Origin of the sequence: Chryseobacterium sp. JAH, assembly GCF_001507335.1 — a bacterium.
Classification (GTDB): domain Bacteria; phylum Bacteroidota; class Bacteroidia; order Flavobacteriales; family Weeksellaceae; genus Chryseobacterium.
On the sequence record NZ_LMAH01000007.1, the window covers coordinates 211,562 to 231,031 of the forward strand.

19 protein-coding genes are annotated in these 19,470 nt (G+C 30.1%); 18 read left to right on the forward strand and 1 reads right to left on the reverse strand.

Going from position 1 to position 19,470, the window contains the following annotated elements; all coding sequences use genetic code 11:
• From AR685_RS14960 to rfbA, 18 genes are all read left to right on the forward strand, one after another.
• Window positions 1–969 (forward strand): SDR family oxidoreductase, encoded by a 969-nt coding sequence (locus tag AR685_RS14960; protein ID WP_059125032.1) that lies wholly within the window; start codon window positions 1–3, stop codon window positions 967–969.
• Window positions 969–2,804: an acyltransferase family protein gene (locus AR685_RS14965; RefSeq protein WP_059125033.1), complete on the forward strand. Its 1,836-nt coding sequence runs from the start codon at window positions 969–971 to the stop codon at window positions 2,802–2,804. The genes AR685_RS14960 and AR685_RS14965 overlap by 1 nt, the downstream gene beginning before the upstream one ends.
• Window positions 2,797–4,110 carry a nucleotide sugar dehydrogenase gene (locus AR685_RS14970; RefSeq protein WP_059125034.1) on the forward strand — a complete coding sequence of 438 codons (1,314 nt, stop codon included), beginning with the start codon at window positions 2,797–2,799 and terminating at the stop codon, window positions 4,108–4,110. Before AR685_RS14965 ends, AR685_RS14970 begins: the two co-directional genes overlap by 8 nt.
• 12 nt (window positions 4,111–4,122) lie before the next feature.
• Entirely contained in the window at window positions 4,123–5,028 is a 906-nt protein-coding gene (locus AR685_RS14975) for a hypothetical protein (RefSeq protein ID WP_059125035.1), read from the forward strand.
• 9 nt (window positions 5,029–5,037) lie between these two features.
• Window positions 5,038–5,640: a hypothetical protein gene (locus tag AR685_RS14980; RefSeq protein ID WP_059125036.1), complete on the forward strand. Its 603-nt coding sequence runs from the start codon at window positions 5,038–5,040 to the stop codon at window positions 5,638–5,640.
• Between the two features lies 1 nt (window position 5,641).
• On the forward strand, window positions 5,642–7,051 hold the full coding sequence (locus tag AR685_RS14985) for a lipopolysaccharide biosynthesis protein (protein ID WP_059125037.1): 1,410 nt from the start codon (window positions 5,642–5,644) through the stop codon (window positions 7,049–7,051).
• The gene (locus AR685_RS14990; RefSeq protein WP_059125038.1) at window positions 7,048–8,223 is read left to right on the forward strand and encodes an EpsG family protein; all 1,176 of its coding nucleotides are present in this window, start codon (window positions 7,048–7,050) and stop codon (window positions 8,221–8,223) included. The genes AR685_RS14985 and AR685_RS14990 overlap by 4 nt, the downstream gene beginning before the upstream one ends.
• A gap of 1 nt (window position 8,224) precedes the next feature.
• Entirely contained in the window at window positions 8,225–9,397 is a 1,173-nt protein-coding gene (locus tag AR685_RS14995) for a right-handed parallel beta-helix repeat-containing protein (RefSeq protein ID WP_059125039.1), read from the forward strand.
• Window positions 9,394–10,545 (forward strand): glycosyltransferase family 4 protein, encoded by a 1,152-nt coding sequence (locus AR685_RS15000; protein ID WP_059125040.1) that lies wholly within the window; start codon window positions 9,394–9,396, stop codon window positions 10,543–10,545. Before AR685_RS14995 ends, AR685_RS15000 begins: the two co-directional genes overlap by 4 nt.
• Window positions 10,546–10,624: 79 nt before the next feature.
• Window positions 10,625–11,788: an acyltransferase family protein gene (locus tag AR685_RS15005; RefSeq protein WP_059125041.1), complete on the forward strand. Its 1,164-nt coding sequence runs from the start codon at window positions 10,625–10,627 to the stop codon at window positions 11,786–11,788.
• Window positions 11,789–11,835: 47 nt separating this feature from the next.
• Window positions 11,836–12,627: a glycosyltransferase family 2 protein gene (locus AR685_RS15010; RefSeq protein ID WP_059125042.1), complete on the forward strand. Its 792-nt coding sequence runs from the start codon at window positions 11,836–11,838 to the stop codon at window positions 12,625–12,627.
• 2 nt (window positions 12,628–12,629) lie between these two features.
• Window positions 12,630–13,226, forward strand: coding sequence for an acetyltransferase (locus AR685_RS15015; RefSeq protein ID WP_059125043.1), 597 nt, complete (start codon window positions 12,630–12,632; stop codon window positions 13,224–13,226).
• On the forward strand, window positions 13,226–14,053 hold the full coding sequence (locus tag AR685_RS15020) for a glycosyltransferase (protein ID WP_059125044.1): 828 nt from the start codon (window positions 13,226–13,228) through the stop codon (window positions 14,051–14,053). The genes AR685_RS15015 and AR685_RS15020 overlap by 1 nt, the downstream gene beginning before the upstream one ends.
• Before the next feature lie 367 nt (window positions 14,054–14,420).
• Window positions 14,421–15,326 (forward strand): NAD-dependent epimerase/dehydratase family protein, encoded by a 906-nt coding sequence (locus AR685_RS15025; protein ID WP_059125045.1) that lies wholly within the window; start codon window positions 14,421–14,423, stop codon window positions 15,324–15,326.
• Window positions 15,327–15,345: 19 nt separating this feature from the next.
• Window positions 15,346–15,894: a sugar transferase gene (locus AR685_RS15030; RefSeq protein ID WP_059125046.1), complete on the forward strand. Its 549-nt coding sequence runs from the start codon at window positions 15,346–15,348 to the stop codon at window positions 15,892–15,894.
• 9 nt (window positions 15,895–15,903) lie between these two features.
• Window positions 15,904–16,986 (forward strand): dTDP-glucose 4,6-dehydratase, encoded by a 1,083-nt coding sequence (gene rfbB / locus AR685_RS15035; protein ID WP_059125047.1) that lies wholly within the window; start codon window positions 15,904–15,906, stop codon window positions 16,984–16,986.
• A 1-nt stretch (window position 16,987) separates the two neighbouring features.
• Window positions 16,988–17,545 (forward strand): dTDP-4-dehydrorhamnose 3,5-epimerase, encoded by a 558-nt coding sequence (rfbC, locus tag AR685_RS15040; protein ID WP_059125048.1) that lies wholly within the window; start codon window positions 16,988–16,990, stop codon window positions 17,543–17,545.
• A gap of 13 nt (window positions 17,546–17,558) precedes the next feature.
• The gene (gene rfbA, locus AR685_RS15045; protein ID WP_059125049.1) at window positions 17,559–18,419 is read left to right on the forward strand and encodes a glucose-1-phosphate thymidylyltransferase RfbA; all 861 of its coding nucleotides are present in this window, start codon (window positions 17,559–17,561) and stop codon (window positions 18,417–18,419) included.
• Window positions 18,420–18,678: 259 nt separating this feature from the next.
• Here the strand turns inward: rfbA and AR685_RS15050 are convergent, their stop codons facing one another.
• Window positions 18,679–18,966 carry a helix-turn-helix domain-containing protein gene (locus AR685_RS15050; protein ID WP_059125050.1) on the reverse strand — a complete coding sequence of 96 codons (288 nt, stop codon included), beginning with the start codon at window positions 18,964–18,966 and terminating at the stop codon, window positions 18,679–18,681.
• Window positions 18,967–19,470 lie beyond the last annotated feature (504 nt).

Sequence of the window (19,470 nt, forward strand, 5' to 3'; positions counted from 1 at the left end):
ATGAATAAAATTTTAATTACTGGCGGTGCAGGATTTATAGGTTCAAATCTTACAGAATATTTTTTAAATAAAGGATATAATGTTGTTTGTCTAGATAATTTTGCTACGGGACATCGTCACAATGTAGAATCATTTCTTACAAATCAGTGTTATCAGCTAATAGAAGGGGATATTCGTGATTTTTCAACCTGTCAAAAAGCGGTGGAGGGAGTAGATTATATATTGCACCAAGCAGCTTTAGGATCTGTTCCTCGTTCCATAAAAGATCCAATAACCAGCAATGATGTAAATGTATCTGGTTTTTTAAATATGTTGATTGCTGCAAGGGATGCAAATGTAAAGCGTTTTGTATATGCAGCATCTTCTTCTACCTATGGTGATTCAGAATCTTTACCAAAAGTGGAAGAAGTAATTGGAAAACCATTATCTCCTTACGCAATTACAAAATATGTAAATGAATTGTATGCAGATATTTTTAGTAAAACCTATGGTTTATCTTGCATAGGTCTGAGATATTTCAATGTATTTGGTCGCCGACAAGACCCTAACGGAGCTTATGCTGCGGTCATTCCTTTATTTGTGAAACAATTAATGAGCTATGAACCTCTTACCATTAACGGGACAGGGGATTATTCGCGTGACTTTACTTATATTGACAATGTCATTCAGATGAACGAATTAGCAATGCTTACTAACAACCAAAATGCCGTCAATACTGTATACAATACAGCTGTAGGAGATCGGACGACCTTGAACAAACTTGTAAGTTATCTAAAAAAACACCTTAGTAAATTTGATGAAAAGATAGCCGATGTAAATGTAATACACGGTCCCAATCGTGTAGGGGACATACCGCACTCTTTGGCATCTATTGATAAAGCGAAAACATTGTTGGAATATAAACCTTCACATGATATTGATAGAGGCTTAAAAGAAGCCGTAAAGTGGTATTGGAAAAATTTACAATAATGCAGTTTAGATACGATATTCAAGGTCTAAGAGCGATTGCTGTACTATTAGTATTTATTTTCCACTTAAATTCGGGTTATTTATCTGGAGGATTTGTGGGAGTAGATATCTTTTTTGTGATTTCTGGATATCTCGTATCTGGTATAATATTGTATAAAATTAAACACTCGACATTTAATTTTATTGATTTCTATGTTGGCAGAATTAAAAGGTTGATTCCTGTTTATGCATTTTTTCTATTATTTGTTATAACAACAGGTACTTTAGTTTATCTAAATATTGATATGAATTCGTTGAGGATGAATTTGTTTTGGTCATCAATTTTTGGATCCAATCAATATTTGGCTACTCAAGATAATTATTTCGGAGCAAAAAGCAGTGAAAATCCATTCCTTCATACATGGACACTATCAATTGAAATGCAATTTTATCTGCTATTACCAATTTATCTATATATAGTAAAAAAGGAATATCTGTTTAAACTAACGTTATTTATTATCATAATGTTAACTATGTATTCTTATTATAACATACATTTCTTAGGTAATAAACAAATAATATATTTTTCATTAATCGCTAGAATTCCTGAATTTTTAATTGGATTAATATTTGGAATGAAAGAAACTAAAATTAATAATTTCTTCAGTGAGAAAATTAAAAGTTTTATCACAATAGTAAGTTTAATATTAATTTTAATTTCAAGTGTAGTTTATTCGGAAAATTCAGAATTTCCAGGCTTGATGATGCTTGTTCCTTGTCTAGCAACAGGGTTTTTATTAATATTTAAGGATGGTTTTTTAAATGCGAAAATTTTAACTAATAAGATTTTAGTTCATATAGGTCAAATATCTTACTCAATTTATTTATGGCACTGGGCTATAATGGCATTCATAAGATATTATAACAGTGAATATCAATTTAATATTAAGGAAACTATTTTCATTATAATACTAACATATGTCTTATCATTAACTTCCTATAAATTTATTGAAGAAAAATATAAAAATTTATCCAAGAGAAACCTTTTTATTAATAGTTGTATTTTAGGAATTTTATTGTTCGTTTTATTTAAATATTCAAATCCGGTTAACGAAAAATTATATAATCTTTCAGATAATATCACAAAACCTACATTTGGAATAAAATCGCATGCAGAAACTTTTACAGGTCTAGAGTTTTTTGGTGACATTGATAAAGCAAATGATTCTATTTTGTTAATAGGCGATAGCCATGCTTTAGTATATAAGGGGATTCTAGATGAAATAGGAAAGAATAAGAGATTTAATTTTCTAACAGTAACAAATAATGTTTATCCAAATATTCCAGGAATAAACAGAAAGGATTTTAAAAGTAATAGCTCCTATGCTAATTATTTAGAATTAACAGAAAAAGCAGAAAATGCAATAAAAAAATCTAAATTTATTATTATTTCTTCAGTATGGTCTGATACAATTAGTTCATTGCCTGAGGCATTTAAATATTTTGTAAATAAGGTACCAAAAGAAAAGAAAATAATAATACTTTCTGACTTTCCAATTTTAGATAAGAATCCTGTTAAAGTTAATAGAGGGATAATTCGTGACAATAATAAGGACAATGATTATTCAATAAAAATAAATTCTTTGCCACATTATATCACTAAATTATTAAAAGAAAATAATAATGTTTATTTATTACATATAAAATATGAAGATGTAATAAAAGATATTCCTTTTAACAATGATACCATAATGTATTATGATGCGGGTCATTTAAATTATTATGGCTCTAAAGTAGTAGCTTCAGAAATTAAAGATGATTTTTATAAGAAATTAAAGACAATAGTGTATGAATAAAAATTTTAAAATTGCAGTAATTGGTTTAGGATATGTAGGTTTACCTCTAGCCCGACTATTTGCAACCAAATATCCGGTAATTGGTTTTGACATTAATAAAAAACGTATTGAAGAATTAAATCAGGGAACTGATCATACACGAGAGGTGTCTAATAATGTTTTACAGTCAGTCCTCGTAAAAGAAAATCCTTTTAATGTAACAGAATTACAAGATCACGATTCTATAGGGCTATTCTGTTCTTCAAATTTAGACGACATTAAAGATGCCAATGTCTATGTGGTCACAGTTCCAACACCAGTAGATAAACATAATCGACCAGATTTAACACCCTTGTATAGGTCTTCAGAGACTGTAGGTAAAGTTCTATCACAAGGTGATATTGTAATTTATGAATCTACAGTATTTCCCGGTGCAACAGAAGAAGAATGCATTCCAGTGTTGGAAAGTGTTTCTGGAATGAAGTTTAATCTGGATTTTTTTGCAGGATATTCTCCCGAACGTATTAATCCTGGGGATAAAGAACATACTGTAGAAAAAATTTTAAAGGTAACCTCAGGTTCTACAGAAGAAATTGGAAAAATAGTTGATGCATTATACAGTTCTGTCATAACAGCAGGGACACATTTAGCACCTACTATCAGAGTCGCAGAAGCAGCAAAAGTTATTGAAAACTCACAGCGTGATATCAATATTGCATTTGTAAACGAATTGGCTAAAATCTTTAATTTATTGGGTATCGATACTCATGCGGTTTTGGAAGCAGCCGGAACTAAATGGAACTTTTTACCATTCAAACCAGGATTAGTCGGAGGACATTGTATCGGCGTTGATCCTTATTATTTAGCGCAAAAAGCCCAAGAATATGGCTATCATCCTGAAATAATTTTAGCAGGACGAAGAATGAATGATTCAATGGGACAATATGTTGCGAGCGAAGTTGTTAAACTCATGCTAAAACATGATCTAAAAGTTAAAAATTCCAAAGTGTTAATGCTTGGATTTACTTTTAAAGAAAATTGTCCAGATGTAAGAAATACAAAAGTGGTGGACGTTGTGAAAAGTCTGGAAGAATACGAAACTCAAGTAACGATTTTTGATCCTTGGGCAAATCCTGAAGAGGTTAAGCATGAATATGGTTTAACGACATTTACCGACCTTCCCGATGAAAAATTTGATGCTATTGTTTTCGCAGTTTCTCATAATGAATTTAAGAATTTAGATTTAACTGAAATTTTAAGTGAAAATGGAATTGTTTACGACGTGAAAGGGACGGTGACAAATTATGCTAAACGTAATAGACTCTAAATAAATATTTTTATGGATGATTATGATAAGAATAAAATTATTGTCTTATATGATTCTATAACGTATTTTCGGCAAAATTTTAAAAAGAAAGGAGTTTCCGTTTGTGATAGCTTTAAAAAAGTTAATAAAGTTGGTAAAGTTTTCAGAAAATTTTCTGAGTTTACTACAATAGGAAGGAATTACTGGTTTGGAAATTGGAAAAACAAGCTCGAACACATAAATACAGTTATTGTTTTCGCCGAAAACCGTATTGATCATTTGATATATATAAAAAAAAAATATCCTAAAATTCGGATTATTTTATGGTATTGGAATCCTGTGTTTAGATGTATCCATCCAGACAAAATACCCGAAGGATTGTGTGAAAAGTGGTCTTTTGATTTTGATGATTGTAAAAAGTATAACCTACATTATAATAATCAGTTTTATTTTGACAACATTGAGCTCGATAAAAAACAATTGATTTATGATGGATTTTTCTTGGGAAATAATAAAGGAAGAAGGAATTATTTAAATGATATTAAATGTATTTTTACAGATAATAAGCTTGTTAGTAGTTTTTATATTATTCCTGATGAAGGAGAAAGTAATGTTGAACAGTTTATTCCTATATCATATGAAGACTATTTAAATAGATTTGTATCTTCTACAAAGGGATTGATTGATGTTCAACCAACAGGACAATCAGGCCTTACCTTACGACCTCTTGAAGCAATTTTTTTCAAGAAGAAACTTATTACAAATGATAAAAAAATTAAGAATTATGATTTTTATCATTCTTCAAATATTTATATTTTAGGTATTGATGACAACAAATCTCTTGTAGATTTCATGAATAAGAAATACGAGAATATAAATACAGAAATCATCAAAAAATATGATGTTTCCAACTGGTTAAATAATTTTTATTTAAAATAATATATTAAGATGAATTTCCTTAAAGCTTTATCATATGTTTTCGGATATAGGTTTTTCAAAAAAATATCAATTATAGTTGATAGATTATTTTCGTATTCTTTAAATCGAGGACTCAAGAAAGTTGATGGTTACGCGTTATTTCAGTTTCCATCTCGCGTAGAGGGAACGGAATTTATTGAAATTGGGAAAGATTTTCAAAGTGGTAAAAATCTTCGTTTGCAAGCAATAAACGTTTATAAAAAATTTCGCTTTAATCCAGAAATCAAGATAGGAAATAATGTTACTATTAATCCTAACTGTCAGATTTCAGCCATTAATAGTATTAAAATAGGAAATGATGTTTTAATAGCGAGTTATGTTTTTATTTCAGATCATTCGCATGGGAAACATGATTTTAGCGATATTTCGGTAAAGCCAATTGAGAGAATTTTAGATTCAAAAGGAGGCATAGTTATCGGGGATAATACTTGGATTGGGCAGGGAGTATCTATTTTATCTAATGTAAAAATCGGAAAAAATGTTATTATAGGGGCAAATTCTGTGATTGTGAAGGATATCCCAGATAATGCCATCGTTGTGGGAGTGCCAGGAAAAGTCATTAAATTTACATAAGATGAAAGATTTTTTAAAAGCTTTTTTATCTTTTGGACTGGCAACTTCTATTGAGAAATTAATAGGGTTTATCATCTTGCCAATATATACCCGCTACTTTAATAGCGTAGATTATGGTATTATTGATATGATTGGTACTTTTCTTGCGGTCTTATCGATATTTGGGCTATTGCAATTCGAAACTTCATTACAACGATATTATTATCAAAGTAATATTGTCAGAAAAAAGCTGTTGGTTTCTGCAATTTATTTTTGGGTGATTTGTTTTTCTTTAATTATGGGGCTTGTAATATACATAGCAGCTCCTTTTATGTCTTTATATTTTTTTAAATCAAAAGAGTATATGTGGATGATAAGAACACTATCTTTTCAATTATTACTTACAAATTTAAGCATACTTGGTCTTATTGTTTTACGTTTCGAAAAAGAGAATGCAAAATTTCTGTTTGTTATTCTTGTTAAAGTTTTGTTTTCTTTATTATCTGTTTACTTGCTTGTTATCAAATTCAAAATCGGAATGATGGGGGTATTTTATGCTCAAGTTTTTTCTCTTCTTTTTTCTACGATTTTAGTAACCTTTTTTGTACGTAGATTTTTTGTCTTTCGATTATCACAAACATTTACTAAGAAAAGTATAAGATATTCGTTACCACAAATTCCTGCCAGGATAGGTAGTGTGCTTTTAGGGAATGCGAATAGATTTTTTATGCTAGGTTATCTATCATTGGCGGCGATAGGTATATATTCTGTATCGCTGAAGCTCGCATCGTCAATTCAGCTCGTTAATAGTGCGTTTATAATGGCTTGGACTCCTTTCTTATATACTCAGTTCAAGAAAGAGAATAATAAAATAATTTTTTCGAATGTATTCCCTTTGATTTGCGGCGTTACTTTTTTGTTTGTTTGTTTGCTGAGTTTATTTTCTAAAGAAATAGTAATATTATTAACCACAGAGGATTTTTATAGTTCATATAAATATGTAGGTGGGTTAACACTTTTTTTCTCATTATATATTATTAAAGAAACGGTAGATATAGGGCCGCGGATTATGGAAAAAACCAAATTTTTGACTTATACATTTGCATTGTCATTAATTGTAAATTTGCTTTCACTTTATTTTTTTATTAGGATTTACGAACTGGAAGGGGTGATTTTTTCAATGATTATTACCAATTTGTTTCTAGTGATTATATCTTGGATTGTTTCGAATAAACTTTATTATATTCCTTTTAATCCTTATACTTTTATATTATTACTATTTCCTGCACTTAGTTTAGTCATAACTATTATGTATGTTGATATTAATCTTGGTTATAGAAGTACAATAGGTTTTTTATGTGTAATCTTCTACTCTGGTCTCTTGTACAGGTTTTATAGAAATTTTATCGTGATCATAAATAAACAAGAATGATATATATTGTTATTTTGATACTTTTAACAGTATTTACATTGATTTTTGATTTTAGAAAAATTAAAATTAAAGACAATAGTATCTACTATTTTTTGCTTTTTATTTTTATCCTTATTTCAGGGCTTCGGTGGAAAGTAGGAGGTGATACAATTGCTTATCAATCTGTATTTAAAGGTATTCCAACCCTCAAAGGTTTGGTGAACGATTTTTCTAACTCTAATTACACTTTTGAGCCTTTATTCACCATTTCATTATCTATAGTCAAAACCTTTACTGATGAGTTTTGGGTATTTCAAATAATTCATGCCGTTTTTGTAAATACCATTATTTTTAGATTTATCAAAAAATACTGCGAATATAAATTCTTTGCTTTACTACTGTACTTTTTCTTGTATTTTGTGTATTTTAATATGGAAATCTTACGCGAATCAATTGCAGTATCAATTTTTTTATTAATGTATCCTTTAATGGAAAAAAAGAAATTAAAAAAATATTATGTCCTTAATATTATAGCCATACTATTTCATTATTCCTCAATTATTTTATTAGTATTTCCTTTGTTAAATAAGATCAAATTAACACCAAAAAGTGTTGTTCTGCTTATATGCATTGTTTTGGCGTTATCAGGAATATTCATTTTTGTACCAGAAGCCATTCAAGCTTTCTTGTTCACAGAATCGTTATCAAATAAATTTAATGTATATTCGATAATGACCGCAAATATTAATGGGACAATTCTCAATACTTTATTATTTATAATTTTACCTGCTTATGTGATAAAACTTAATAAGAAAAATATTAATCGAAAGTTTGACAATTTAGTATTTGCCTATTTTCTTATCGCTGCCATTTTTGTTTTGATAGCAGGGTTTGGAAGATTCCTGAATTATTTTGGAATATTTATGATTATATATTTTACAAATACTCTTAGTAATTTAAATAGAATTTATCGCTTTAATTTTAAGAGATTCGGGTTTGTAATGCTTTCACTTACAATTATTTGTTATTATAAAGTATCTTATTATTTAATATCTTATGATCATTTGGTAAAAGATTCTCATAAGTATAATATGTATTATCCTTATTACTCAGTATTTAATCCTGTAGAAGATAAAGATAGAGAAACATTATATTTTGACTCGATGTGGGAATCTTTTAATAAAGAAAAGTAAAATGAATAAACTATTACTTAAGTTAAAACTTTTATTATTATTATTTATAATAAGCAATGGAAGCGCCCAAAATTTTGGGGATAAGAATATCCCAGAAATTGTTTTAAAAACATATCTTTCCCAACGCGCTGCTAATACAGTGAAATTTCAGGTTAATGCTTCCGCTAAGGATATTACAGCATATTTACCCAAAAGACATTCTGAGAGAGGGGATATAGACTATACGGATTATATACAAAAAGGGATTGATAATCATAGTATTGTACTTCTTCCCAATTTCCCTATCGCTGTAAATGTTAAAGGAATTAAATTAAAAAGTAATTCCACGGTTATTTTTCAGAGCAATACCGTACTTAAAATTTTACCAAATAACCAAAATACCTACCATATTCTTCTTATTGATGGTATAAAGAACGTAGATATTTTTAATGCTAACATTGAAGGTGATAGAAATGAACATCTCGATAATAAGGGTGAATGGGGAATGGGAGTGTGGATTAAACATAGTGAAAACATCAACTTATTTTCGCCAAAGATTTCCAATTGTTGGGGCGATGGGATCTACATAGGCAATCAGCATAAAATTACGTCCAAAAATATACTCATAGATAATGCATTTATTAATAGTAATAGAAGAAATGGAATATCTATTATAACTGGAAAAAATATTACAATAAAAAACTCAATAGTATCCAATACCCATGGAACAGAACCACAGGCAGGTATAGATATTGAACCGAATACCAATAATGATGAACTAGACAATATTATTATAGAAAATCTATATACTTTTAACAATGCAAATAGAGGTTTATTAATGGTTTTTGATAATTTAATTGGTGATAACGAAAAAAACATTAATATTCTCGTCAATAAACATAAGGATTACGGTTCAGGAATAGCTCTAGAATTTTATGTTGACCGAGGTTATAAGAAAATACTTGATAATAAATTAACGGGTAGTATTATAATGAAAGGATTAAATTATAAAAATAATTCAAAATTTCCTATAGCCACCAACTCTGGTAAAAAAAGTAAAATCACATTAAAAATGGGGGATGTAGTTATCGCTAACAAACAAAACAAAGAAAATATATTAACCTCTATAAAAAAGAAAGAAATTTCAGATTCTTTCAAAAGCGGTAAAAAATTAATTCTAACCAATAGCTTATGAATATTATTTTTTTAGAAGCAGTTCAAGACTATGGTGGTGCAAGAATCAGTACTGTAGAACTTGCTCAAAGGCTATCCGAAAAGCATAATGTTAAAATGCTTGATTTTTATGGCTCATGCAAAGCCTTTGTTGAAGATATTGAAATTAGAAATATTAGTCTTGAAGTAATTGAGCAAAGAGATAAACCATATATTATTAATACATCAAAATCTTTACCTCTTAAGTTGATCAATTATTTTTTATTTGTACCACATTGGTGGAAGATGCGAAAGGAAACAATTAAAAGGATTAAAAGATTAGAACCTGATTTTGTTATAATTAATAATTTCAAAGTGCTCTCAGCTTTAATGTTTTTTCCTGCAAAGAACTTCAAAACTTTATTTTTTGCCAGAGGTTGGTTTATTCCTGCTCAAATCTCAACGATTGAAAGTAAAATGCTTAAAAAATGGATTGACAATTATTTATGTGTTTCTCAGGCAACAAAAAATGCCTTGTTTGCCGGAGGGTTTGCTTCTTTAGAAAATCTATATGTGGTTCCTAATGCCATTAATGAGACTAAAATATCTAAAGAAAAAGCAAAAATATCCAAAGGGCCAAACACTACAGTAATCCTCCATGCCGGAGGTTTTCTTAAAGATAAAGGACAATTAGTTTCGCTCGAAGCTGCTAAGATTTTAAAAGAAAGAGGTGTAGATTTTAAATTACTTTTAGTCGGAATAATTTACAAAGGGGGTGAATCGGAAATTTTTTATAATCAAGTGAAACAAATAATTGCGAGAGATAATTTAGAAAATTACGTGGAAATAGTTCTAAACAAGCCTAATGTAATTTCGTATTTTAATACAGCAGATATACTAATTCATCCATCTGAGACAGAAGGATTACCACGCGTAATAATGGAAGCAATGATTCTTAAAAAGCCTGTTATTGCAAATGCAGTGGGCGGAGTAACCGATTATATTTTAAATGGATTCACTGGATTTTTGCCTCATCACAATTCAAGTTTAGAGTATGTGAAATATATTGAAGCATTAATTAATAATAAAGAGTTATATGAACAAATTTCTAGCAACGCTTATAATTTAGTAAGTGAAACATATACAGAACAAAATCAATTGGAATCTTTGTTTAGGGTTTTTGAAAGTTGAAAGTATACTGTAAATAACTTCTAATAATTGGTAATTAAATTTTAGTATGATTGAGAACTTTCACACATAACTATATAACATGAACAAAAATTTAAATACATACTTCAAAAGAATTACTTCTTCTGGAAACTTTATACCGGAAATTGACGGTTTACGCTTTATTGCAATATTAAGTGTTGTAATTTTTCATCTTTTTTTGTTTATCACAAACAAAGATTATCATTTATATGATGATAATACAGACTATTTTTTATTAAAAAAAATTGCTTCACATGGAAAACTAGGTGTACCTCTATTTTTCATTATTAGTGGTTTTATTTTAGGTTTACCTTTTGCAAAATTCTATATCATAAATGGCAATCCAATAAATATAAAATCTTACTTTTCAAGGCGACTAACCAGATTGGAACCTCCTTATATCTTAGTTATGTTTTTATTATTTATTGGTTCAGTATATGTCGTGCGAAATTTAGAGTTTGCAGAGGCTTTTAAAAGTCTACTAGCCTCTTTGTCATATACACACAATTTCTTTTATCCTGGCGAATATCCCTTACTTAATGTATCTGCGTGGAGTTTAGAAATAGAAGTTCAGTTTTATATTTTAGCTCCCTTACTTGCATTGTTTTTTTCTATTAAAAAAGTGTCAATAAGGAGGCTTTCAATGATATCTTTAATAATTGTTTTAATTGTTTTTAATCATTATTGTCGATTATCTTTCTTATCACTTCTCAATTATCTTCATTATTTTTTAATAGGCTTTTTGCTTGTAGATATTTTTTTGATGGAAAAAAATATTTTGCCAAAAACAAAATTTGACAAAATAATATCTCTTTTGCTTTTTGTGTCTATTTGGCTTTTTGAATCTAGTGACTTTAATAGTTCTATAGCATTAGGGTGGGAATTTCTTCAGGTTTTGCTAATTTTCTTGTTTTATTATTATGTACTGATTCATAATGTATTTAAATTTCTACGGAATCCAATAGTTACAAATATAGGAGGAATGTGTTATTCTATCTATTTACTACATTATGCAATTATTAGTATGTTTGGAAATCAATTGTTTAAATACCAAATTTCAGGCTACTCATTTTTAAATGTAGGTTTTTATATTTTGATATTGATAATTTTTATATTATTAATATCTAGTGTTTTCTATCTTTTAGTTGAAAAACCTTGTATGAATAAAAATTGGCTTCTTGATTTAAAAGATAAGATAATAAAGGCGAAAGCAGTAAAAACATAAGAAAAGTTTTTTTGAAAGTTAATTTAATAATTTTAAAAAGATATCTAATGACAACAGTGTCAGTTGTAATCCCGATGTATAATTCAGAAAAGTCGATTTTAAAAACTTTAGAATCTGTGTTTTCTCAAACTTTTTTACCTTCAGAAATTATTGTTGTAAATGATGGAAGTACTGATAATTCTAACATGCTAGTAGAAGAATTTATTAGTACAAATACGGAAATTAGAATTAAATTAATAAATAAGTCTAATGGAGGTGTTTCGAGCGCTCGAAATAAAGGAATAGAGAATGCTTCTTCCGAGTGGATTGCTCTTTTGGATTCAGATGACGAGTGGTTGCCCAATAAGTTGGAAAGACAGGTGAAGATTTTAAAAGAAAACACACATATTGAATTTTTAGGAACAAATCGTAATGGAGAATATTTTAATAAGGTTCTTTGGAAAAAGTTAGGTCATCTAACAAGAATTTCTCCAAAATTATTATTGGTAAAGTTTTTGTTTGTTGTTCCGACAATTATTTTCAAAAAGAAAATCGTAGATAGTATTGGTTATTTTGATGAATCGCAGAAGTTTGCAGAAGAAGGGAATTATTTCATACGAATTGCTCAAAAACACAATTGTTATTTATTAAATGAAAGTTTGGTAATAACAGGAGGAGGAAAAGCTCATTTCGGACATTCAGGTCTTTCTGGAAATTTAAAAGGAATGGAATTAGGAGAACTTAAAAATATTAAAGATGCATTACAATTAAAAATAATAAATTCTTTAGAATATATTGTTTTGGTTGTTTTTTCTTTAATTAAGTATTTTAGAAGAATATTAATTGTTAAAATAAGATAAATATGTTGGAAAAATATGGTTTAATCAGTATTTGTCAGTTAATAATTTTTAAAATTAGAACTTATTTTATATTTTCAAATGCAAGATTAATAAGATTTCCTTTTAGATTAAGAGGTAAGAAATTCATTAGTGTAGACGATAACTTCACAACAGGTTATAATTGCAGAATTGATGCTTTTTCGCTAACCGGAAATAAAAAAACACTTATTAGAATAGGAAAGAATGTTCAAATAAACGATGATGTTCATATAGCTGCTGTGGAAAGTATTTATATTGGAGACGATGTCTTGATTGCAAGTAAAGTCTATATTTCAGATCATAATCATGGAAGCTATAAAGGAAAATTTCACGATTCACCAACAACACCACCGAATTCACGAAAAATATATAGTGATCCGGTAAGAATTGAAAGAAATGTATGGTTGGGAGAGTTTGTTTGCGTTTTACAAGGAGTGACCATTGGAGAAGGTTCAATTATCGGAGCAATGAGTGTAGTAAGCAAAAATATTCCGGCGCACTGTATAGCGGTTGGCTCACCCGCTAAAGTGATAAAAGTATATGATTTTAATTTAGATCAATGGATAAATGTTAATAGATAATGGAAAAATATATAAATAAAGTTACTGCATCCATAGTTTTATATAATACAGATAAAAAAGAATTAGAAAGAATAGTAAAAAATTTATTTGATAATTATAAGTCACTAATTCTATATTTAATAGATAATTCTCCAACAGATGTTTTAAAGATGCAGTTTGAACGTGAAAATATTATTTATATTTTTAATCCGTCGAATCCTGGTTTTGGAGCAGCACATAATATAGCTTTAAAAGAAGCACTTCTTATAGGTTCAGAATATCATTTGGTTGTAAATCCGGATACTTATTTTAATGAAGATATTATTTCCCCTATGATTGAATATATGCAACAAAATCCTGATGTAGGAATGATGATGCCTCGTATTTTAAATGAAGATGGTACAATACAAAATCTTCCCAAATTGCTTCCATCTCCCTATAGTGTTTTAATGCGAAAATTAAAAAAACCTACTACAATATATAAACGTTTTATAAATAATTATGAGCTCCGCTTTATCGATGAGAATCTTATTTATAATGCGCCAATTCTTTCGGGTTGTTTTACAATTATAAAAATGAGGGTACTACAGGAATTGGGCTGCTATGATGATAAATTTTTTATGTATTTTGAAGATTGGGACTTGTCTAGAAGAATTCATCGACATTATAAAACCATTTATTTCCCAAAAGTATCTGTATATCACGGTTATCATTCAGGTGCAAATAAGAGTAGAAAATTATTTAAAATCTTTATAAATTCAGCAATTACATATTTTAATAAATGGGGATGGTTCTCTGATAGGGAGAGAGCTTTAATCAACAAAGAGACATTGAAACAATTTTTGTGAAACAAATGCTTATTTTTTATTAGTTGTACACCTCGATTCAAGCTCAGTGTATTTCAAAAAAAATATAACGATCTATAATAAATAAACTAGAATTTTTTTAGTTTTTGAACAATTCAAATCTACTCACTAGGAATTAATATAAGTAATTATAGATGGCCAAATTGATGTTATTCTCAAAATGGTATATTGTTTTTTGAATATTTAAACGCTAAAAAGTGTAAATATTTGTTTGGGTTATTAGTTTATTTAAGACATATTACAAAAACAGTAAAACCTCATATTACTTTTATAATTCTAATTTATCAAATATTAAATTAAAGAAATTTGATCAAACTTTACAAGCTGAATTCAATTCCTATAATATCAAATGAAAATACTTATAACCGGTTCATCCGGATTCGTCGGGAAAAACCTTTCTGCCTTTTTTCAAAATAAAGGGTTAGAAATTGTACCTATATCTTTGAGAAATGATGGATGGAAAAATAATTTTCAAAAAAATTGTGGGGTTATTATTCATCTTGCAGGGAAAGCCCATGATACAGAAAATACTTCAGCGGAAGAGGAATATTTTAAAATAAACAGAGATTTAACCATTAAGATTTTTGAAGAGTTTTTAAATTCAAATAGTAAAGATTTTTTTTATTTTAGTTCTGTAAAAGCGACTGCGGATACTATTGATGGTACTTTGAATGAAGATCATTATTCAAATCCTAAAACACCCTATGGAAAGTCAAAATTAGAAGCTGAAAAGCATTTACTATCACAGGAATTACCTGAAAATAAAAGACTTTTCATCATTCGGCCATGCATGATTCACGGTCCTGGTAATAAAGGAAATCTTAATCTTCTGTATAAAATTGTTGAGAAAGGTCTGCCTTGGCCTTTGGCAGCATTTGAAAATAAAAGATCTTTTTTAAGTATTGATAATCTAAATTTTTTAATTAATCAGATGATGGTTCAAGAAGATTTGCCATCTGGAATCTATAACTTTGCAGATGACGAGGCAATTTCTACAAATGAATTAATCTCAACTGTAAACGTAGCGCTGGGAAAAGAGGCTAGATTGTGGAATATTTCTAAGAATTGGATTGAAAAAATTGCGGTTTTTGGAGATAAGTTACACTTACCTTTAAACTCAGAAAGATTGAAAAAGCTAACCGAGTCCTATGTGGTTAGCAACCAGAAAATAAAATCTGCATTGGGAATTGAAAAACTTCCTATGTCTGCGGAAGAAGGATTGATAAAAACCATAAAAAGTTTTAAAACTAAATAACTTAATTTTAACTAAGCATATGATACGTATATTTGATTTTCTTTTTTCTTTCTTTGGACTTCTATTTTTGTGGCCGGTTGGGATAGTATTGTATATTATCGGATTTTTTGATACAGGATCACCGATTTTTGTACAGGAAAGAGTAGGACGCTATAAAAAGCCGTTTAAGCTTTTGAAATTCCGTACAATGCCTGTTAATACTAAATCTGTGGCTACACACCTGTCTAAAGACATTACGATTACCAAATTCGGAAGCTTTCTTCGTAGATCAAAGCTAGACGAATTGCCACAACTTATTAATGTTTTATTAGGTGATATGAGTTTGGTAGGACCAAGACCTAATCTATTTAACCAAGTTGAATTGATTGAGGAAAGAGATAAGAGAGGGGTTTATAATGCTGTTCCGGGAATTACAGGTCTTGCTCAAATTAATGAAATTGATATGTCAACTCCCGTTCTCTTAGCTGAAAAAGACGCTGAAATGCTGACTAACTTAACAATAGCTGATTATTTTAGGTACATACTTTCGACGGTAGGTGGAAAAGGTCAAGGCGATAGAATTAAATAAACATTAAATATGAAAAACATCATCATCACCGGCGGAGCGGGATTTATAGGTTCGCACGTTGTAAGAGAATTTGTAAAAAATAATCCTGATTCTAAGATCATCAATCTTGATGCGTTGACTTATGCCGGGAATCTTGAGAATTTAAAAGATATCGAAAACGAGCCTAACTATGTTTTCGAGAAAGCAGATATCACTAAACCTGAAGAATTACGAAAGGTCTTTGAAAAATACAATCCGGATGCAGTAGTGCATTTGGCAGCAGAAAGTCACGTTGACCGAAGCATTACAGATCCAAACGCATTCATCAACACCAACGTCAACGGAACGGCCAATCTTTTGAATCTATGTATTGAATTCTGGACATTAAACCCGGATCACACACACGGAAGATTTCCAAATGAGGCGAGAAAAAACTTATTTTACCACGTTTCTACAGACGAAGTGTATGGAAGTCTTGGCGAAACAGGATTTTTCTTAGAAACTACACCTTACGATCCGCAATCACCTTATTCTGCAAGTAAAGCAGCGTCAGACCATTTGGTGAGAGCTTACGGGAACACATATGGAATGCCGTTTATTTTATCAAACTGCTCCAATAATTACGGCCCCAATCATTTTCCGGAGAAGTTGATTCCGCTTTGTATTTCTAATATTATTAATGAAAAACCACTGCCAATTTACGGTGACGGAAAATATACAAGAGACTGGCTGTTTGTGATTGATCACGCCAAAGCGATTTACCAGATTTTCAATGAATCTAAAACCGGAGAAACCTACAATATCGGAGGTTTCAACGAGTGGCAGAACATTGATTTGGTGAAAGAATTAATTAAGCAGATGGATGAAAAGCTGGGAAATCCTGCAGGTCATTCAGAAAAACTGATTACGTACGTAAAAGACAGACCAGGTCATGACAAGCGTTATGCAATTGATGCTTCAAAACTGAATAAAGATTTGGGTTGGAAACCAAGTGTAACATTTGAACAAGGTTTAGGAAAAACAATCGATTGGTTCCTAGAAAATAAAGAATGGCTGGAAAATGTGACTAGCGGAGAGTATCAGAAATATTACGACGGACAATATAATAATTAATATGAAAGCTACAGAAACAAAACTACAAGGCTGTTTTATTTTGGAACCAACAATTTTTGAAGACTCAAGAGGATACTTTTTTGAATCTTATAATGAAAATAAGTTGGAAAGCATTTTAGGATATAAACCCACATTTGTTCAGGACAATCAGTCAAGTTCATCATACGGAGTTGTTCGAGGTTTGCACATGCAGGGAGGTGAGTTTGCTCAGGCAAAATTGGTACGAGTGATTGAAGGAACAGTGATAGATGTTGCTATTGATGTACGTCCGGGTTCATCTACTTTTGGGCAGCATGTTGCTGTAGAACTTTCTGCAGAAAATAAAAAACAATTATTTATACCGAGAGGATTTTTACATGGTTTTTCTGTTATATCGGAAAATGCTGTTTTTTTCTATAAGTGTGATAATGTTTATGATAAATCTTCCGAGAACGGAGTCTCTCCAACTGACGAAACACTTGATATTGATTGGGGCATACATAAAGATAAAATGATTATTTCGGAAAAAGATGAGGATGCTTCTTCTTTCGATGTTTTTTCTAAAACACTTACTCATTAAATAGAGAATCATTATGAAAGGAATTATTTTAGCAGGCGGTTCAGGAACAAGATTATTCCCACTGACAATTGCCGTAAGTAAGCAACTGATGCCGGTTTATGACAAGCCGATGATTTACTACCCGCTTTCAACATTGTTGTTGGCAGGAATTAAAGACATCCTCATCATCACAACCCCTCATGATCAGGCCGGATTTGTGAAACTTTTAGGAGACGGTTCACAGATAGGGTGTAATATCGAATATGTAGTTCAGCCAAGTCCTGACGGTCTTGCACAGGCTTTTATTTTGGGTGATCAATTTATTGGTAACGATTCTGCTGCATTGGTTTTGGGAGATAATATCTTCTACGGTTCAGAAATGGGAACTTTATTAAAAAACAAAACCAACCCTGATGGCGGTGTCGTTTTCGCTTATCACGTTGCCGATCCGGAAAGATATGGCGTGGTAGAATTTGACGATCAATTTAAGGCTGTTTCTATTGAAGAGAAACCTACGCAACCCAAATCAAATTATGCTGTTCCCGGATTATATTTTTATGATAATGAAGTGGTAGAAATCGCTAAAAATATTAAACCTTCCCCCAGAGGCGAATTGGAAATTACGGACATCAATAACGTTTATTTAAGTAAAGGTAAGCTTGAAGTTGGTGTTTTAGACCGTGGTACTGCGTGGCTTGATACCGGAACATTTGATTCTTTAAATGATGCTTCAGAATTTGTACGCGTGATTGAAAAAAGACAGGGTTTCAAAATTGGATGTATCGAAGAAATCGCTTTCAGGAACGGATTCATCAATGAAGAAAAACTCCTCGAAACTGCTACAAAATATGGTAAAAGCGGTTATGGAGAGTATTTGAAAGAGTTGGTTAAATAAATAATTACAGAACATTATACAAAAATGAGATATATTACATATCTCATTTTTTATTGATTTTGTTTCTAATACGACACTCTATCGTAGCGATAGAACACTTGCAGATTTACACTTTGTACTATATAAATTATTTGGATTCTATGTCGAAGTAACTTATAAAGCGGAACAGAATAAGATTGTCACTAAAACTGTCTTTTTAAATTTAAAAGATTAAAGTAATATTTTTCAGCCTTATCAAAACAGGAGAATCTAAAGTAAATTAAGATTTTTTTAATTTGGCGAGTTTTGCATACTCTTCTATATTAAAATCGAAGAATTCTTGCATAGTAACATTAAGTTCTCTGAAAATAACAAGTAAAGTTTCGAATTCAGGGTTTGTATTTCCTCGTTCTAATTCACCAATTGTTTTCTTTACAAGACCCGTTCTTAATCCTAATTCCTCCTGTGAAATGGGTTTTTTTGTTTCTGGATTAATAATTTTCTGTCTTAATTCAAAAATCCTGTAACCCAGAGCTTTTTTAGCAATATTAAAAGTCTCATCTTTCATTGATTGTAAAATTCTTGCTTTAGATCTAAATTTTAGGATACTTATAAGTGTCTATTAAGATATTTTTTTTATATTTGTAAAATAAGTTACTGAAATGTAACTTTGCGATACTTCAAAGAAATTTAGAAGCTATTGCTTAGAGTCTCGGTTCGAAAACTGGTAATTTTTAAATCCCTGAGATAATAAGTAAGCGGCTCACGACCTAGGCGTGGGTCTCTCTTATCTTGGGATGGGTATACCAGTGCCTCGAATCAGATAATGTAGAGTACCCATGCCGTCTTTTTTCAATGAAGTTCACCCATATCTACTTAAAGATCTAAGCCCGCTTCACCACATAGAGTATCTTGACATGATACAATAGGGTGTACAACCTATTGCGGCTTTTAAAGCTTACACGGGACAAATTTTCATACCTATTAATTAATGCTTTCCGGTGTCTTTTGGTCACTGCTCAAAGACCTCACCATGTCCTTTTTCAAACCAAAAGGCACTTAGGAAAGTTTT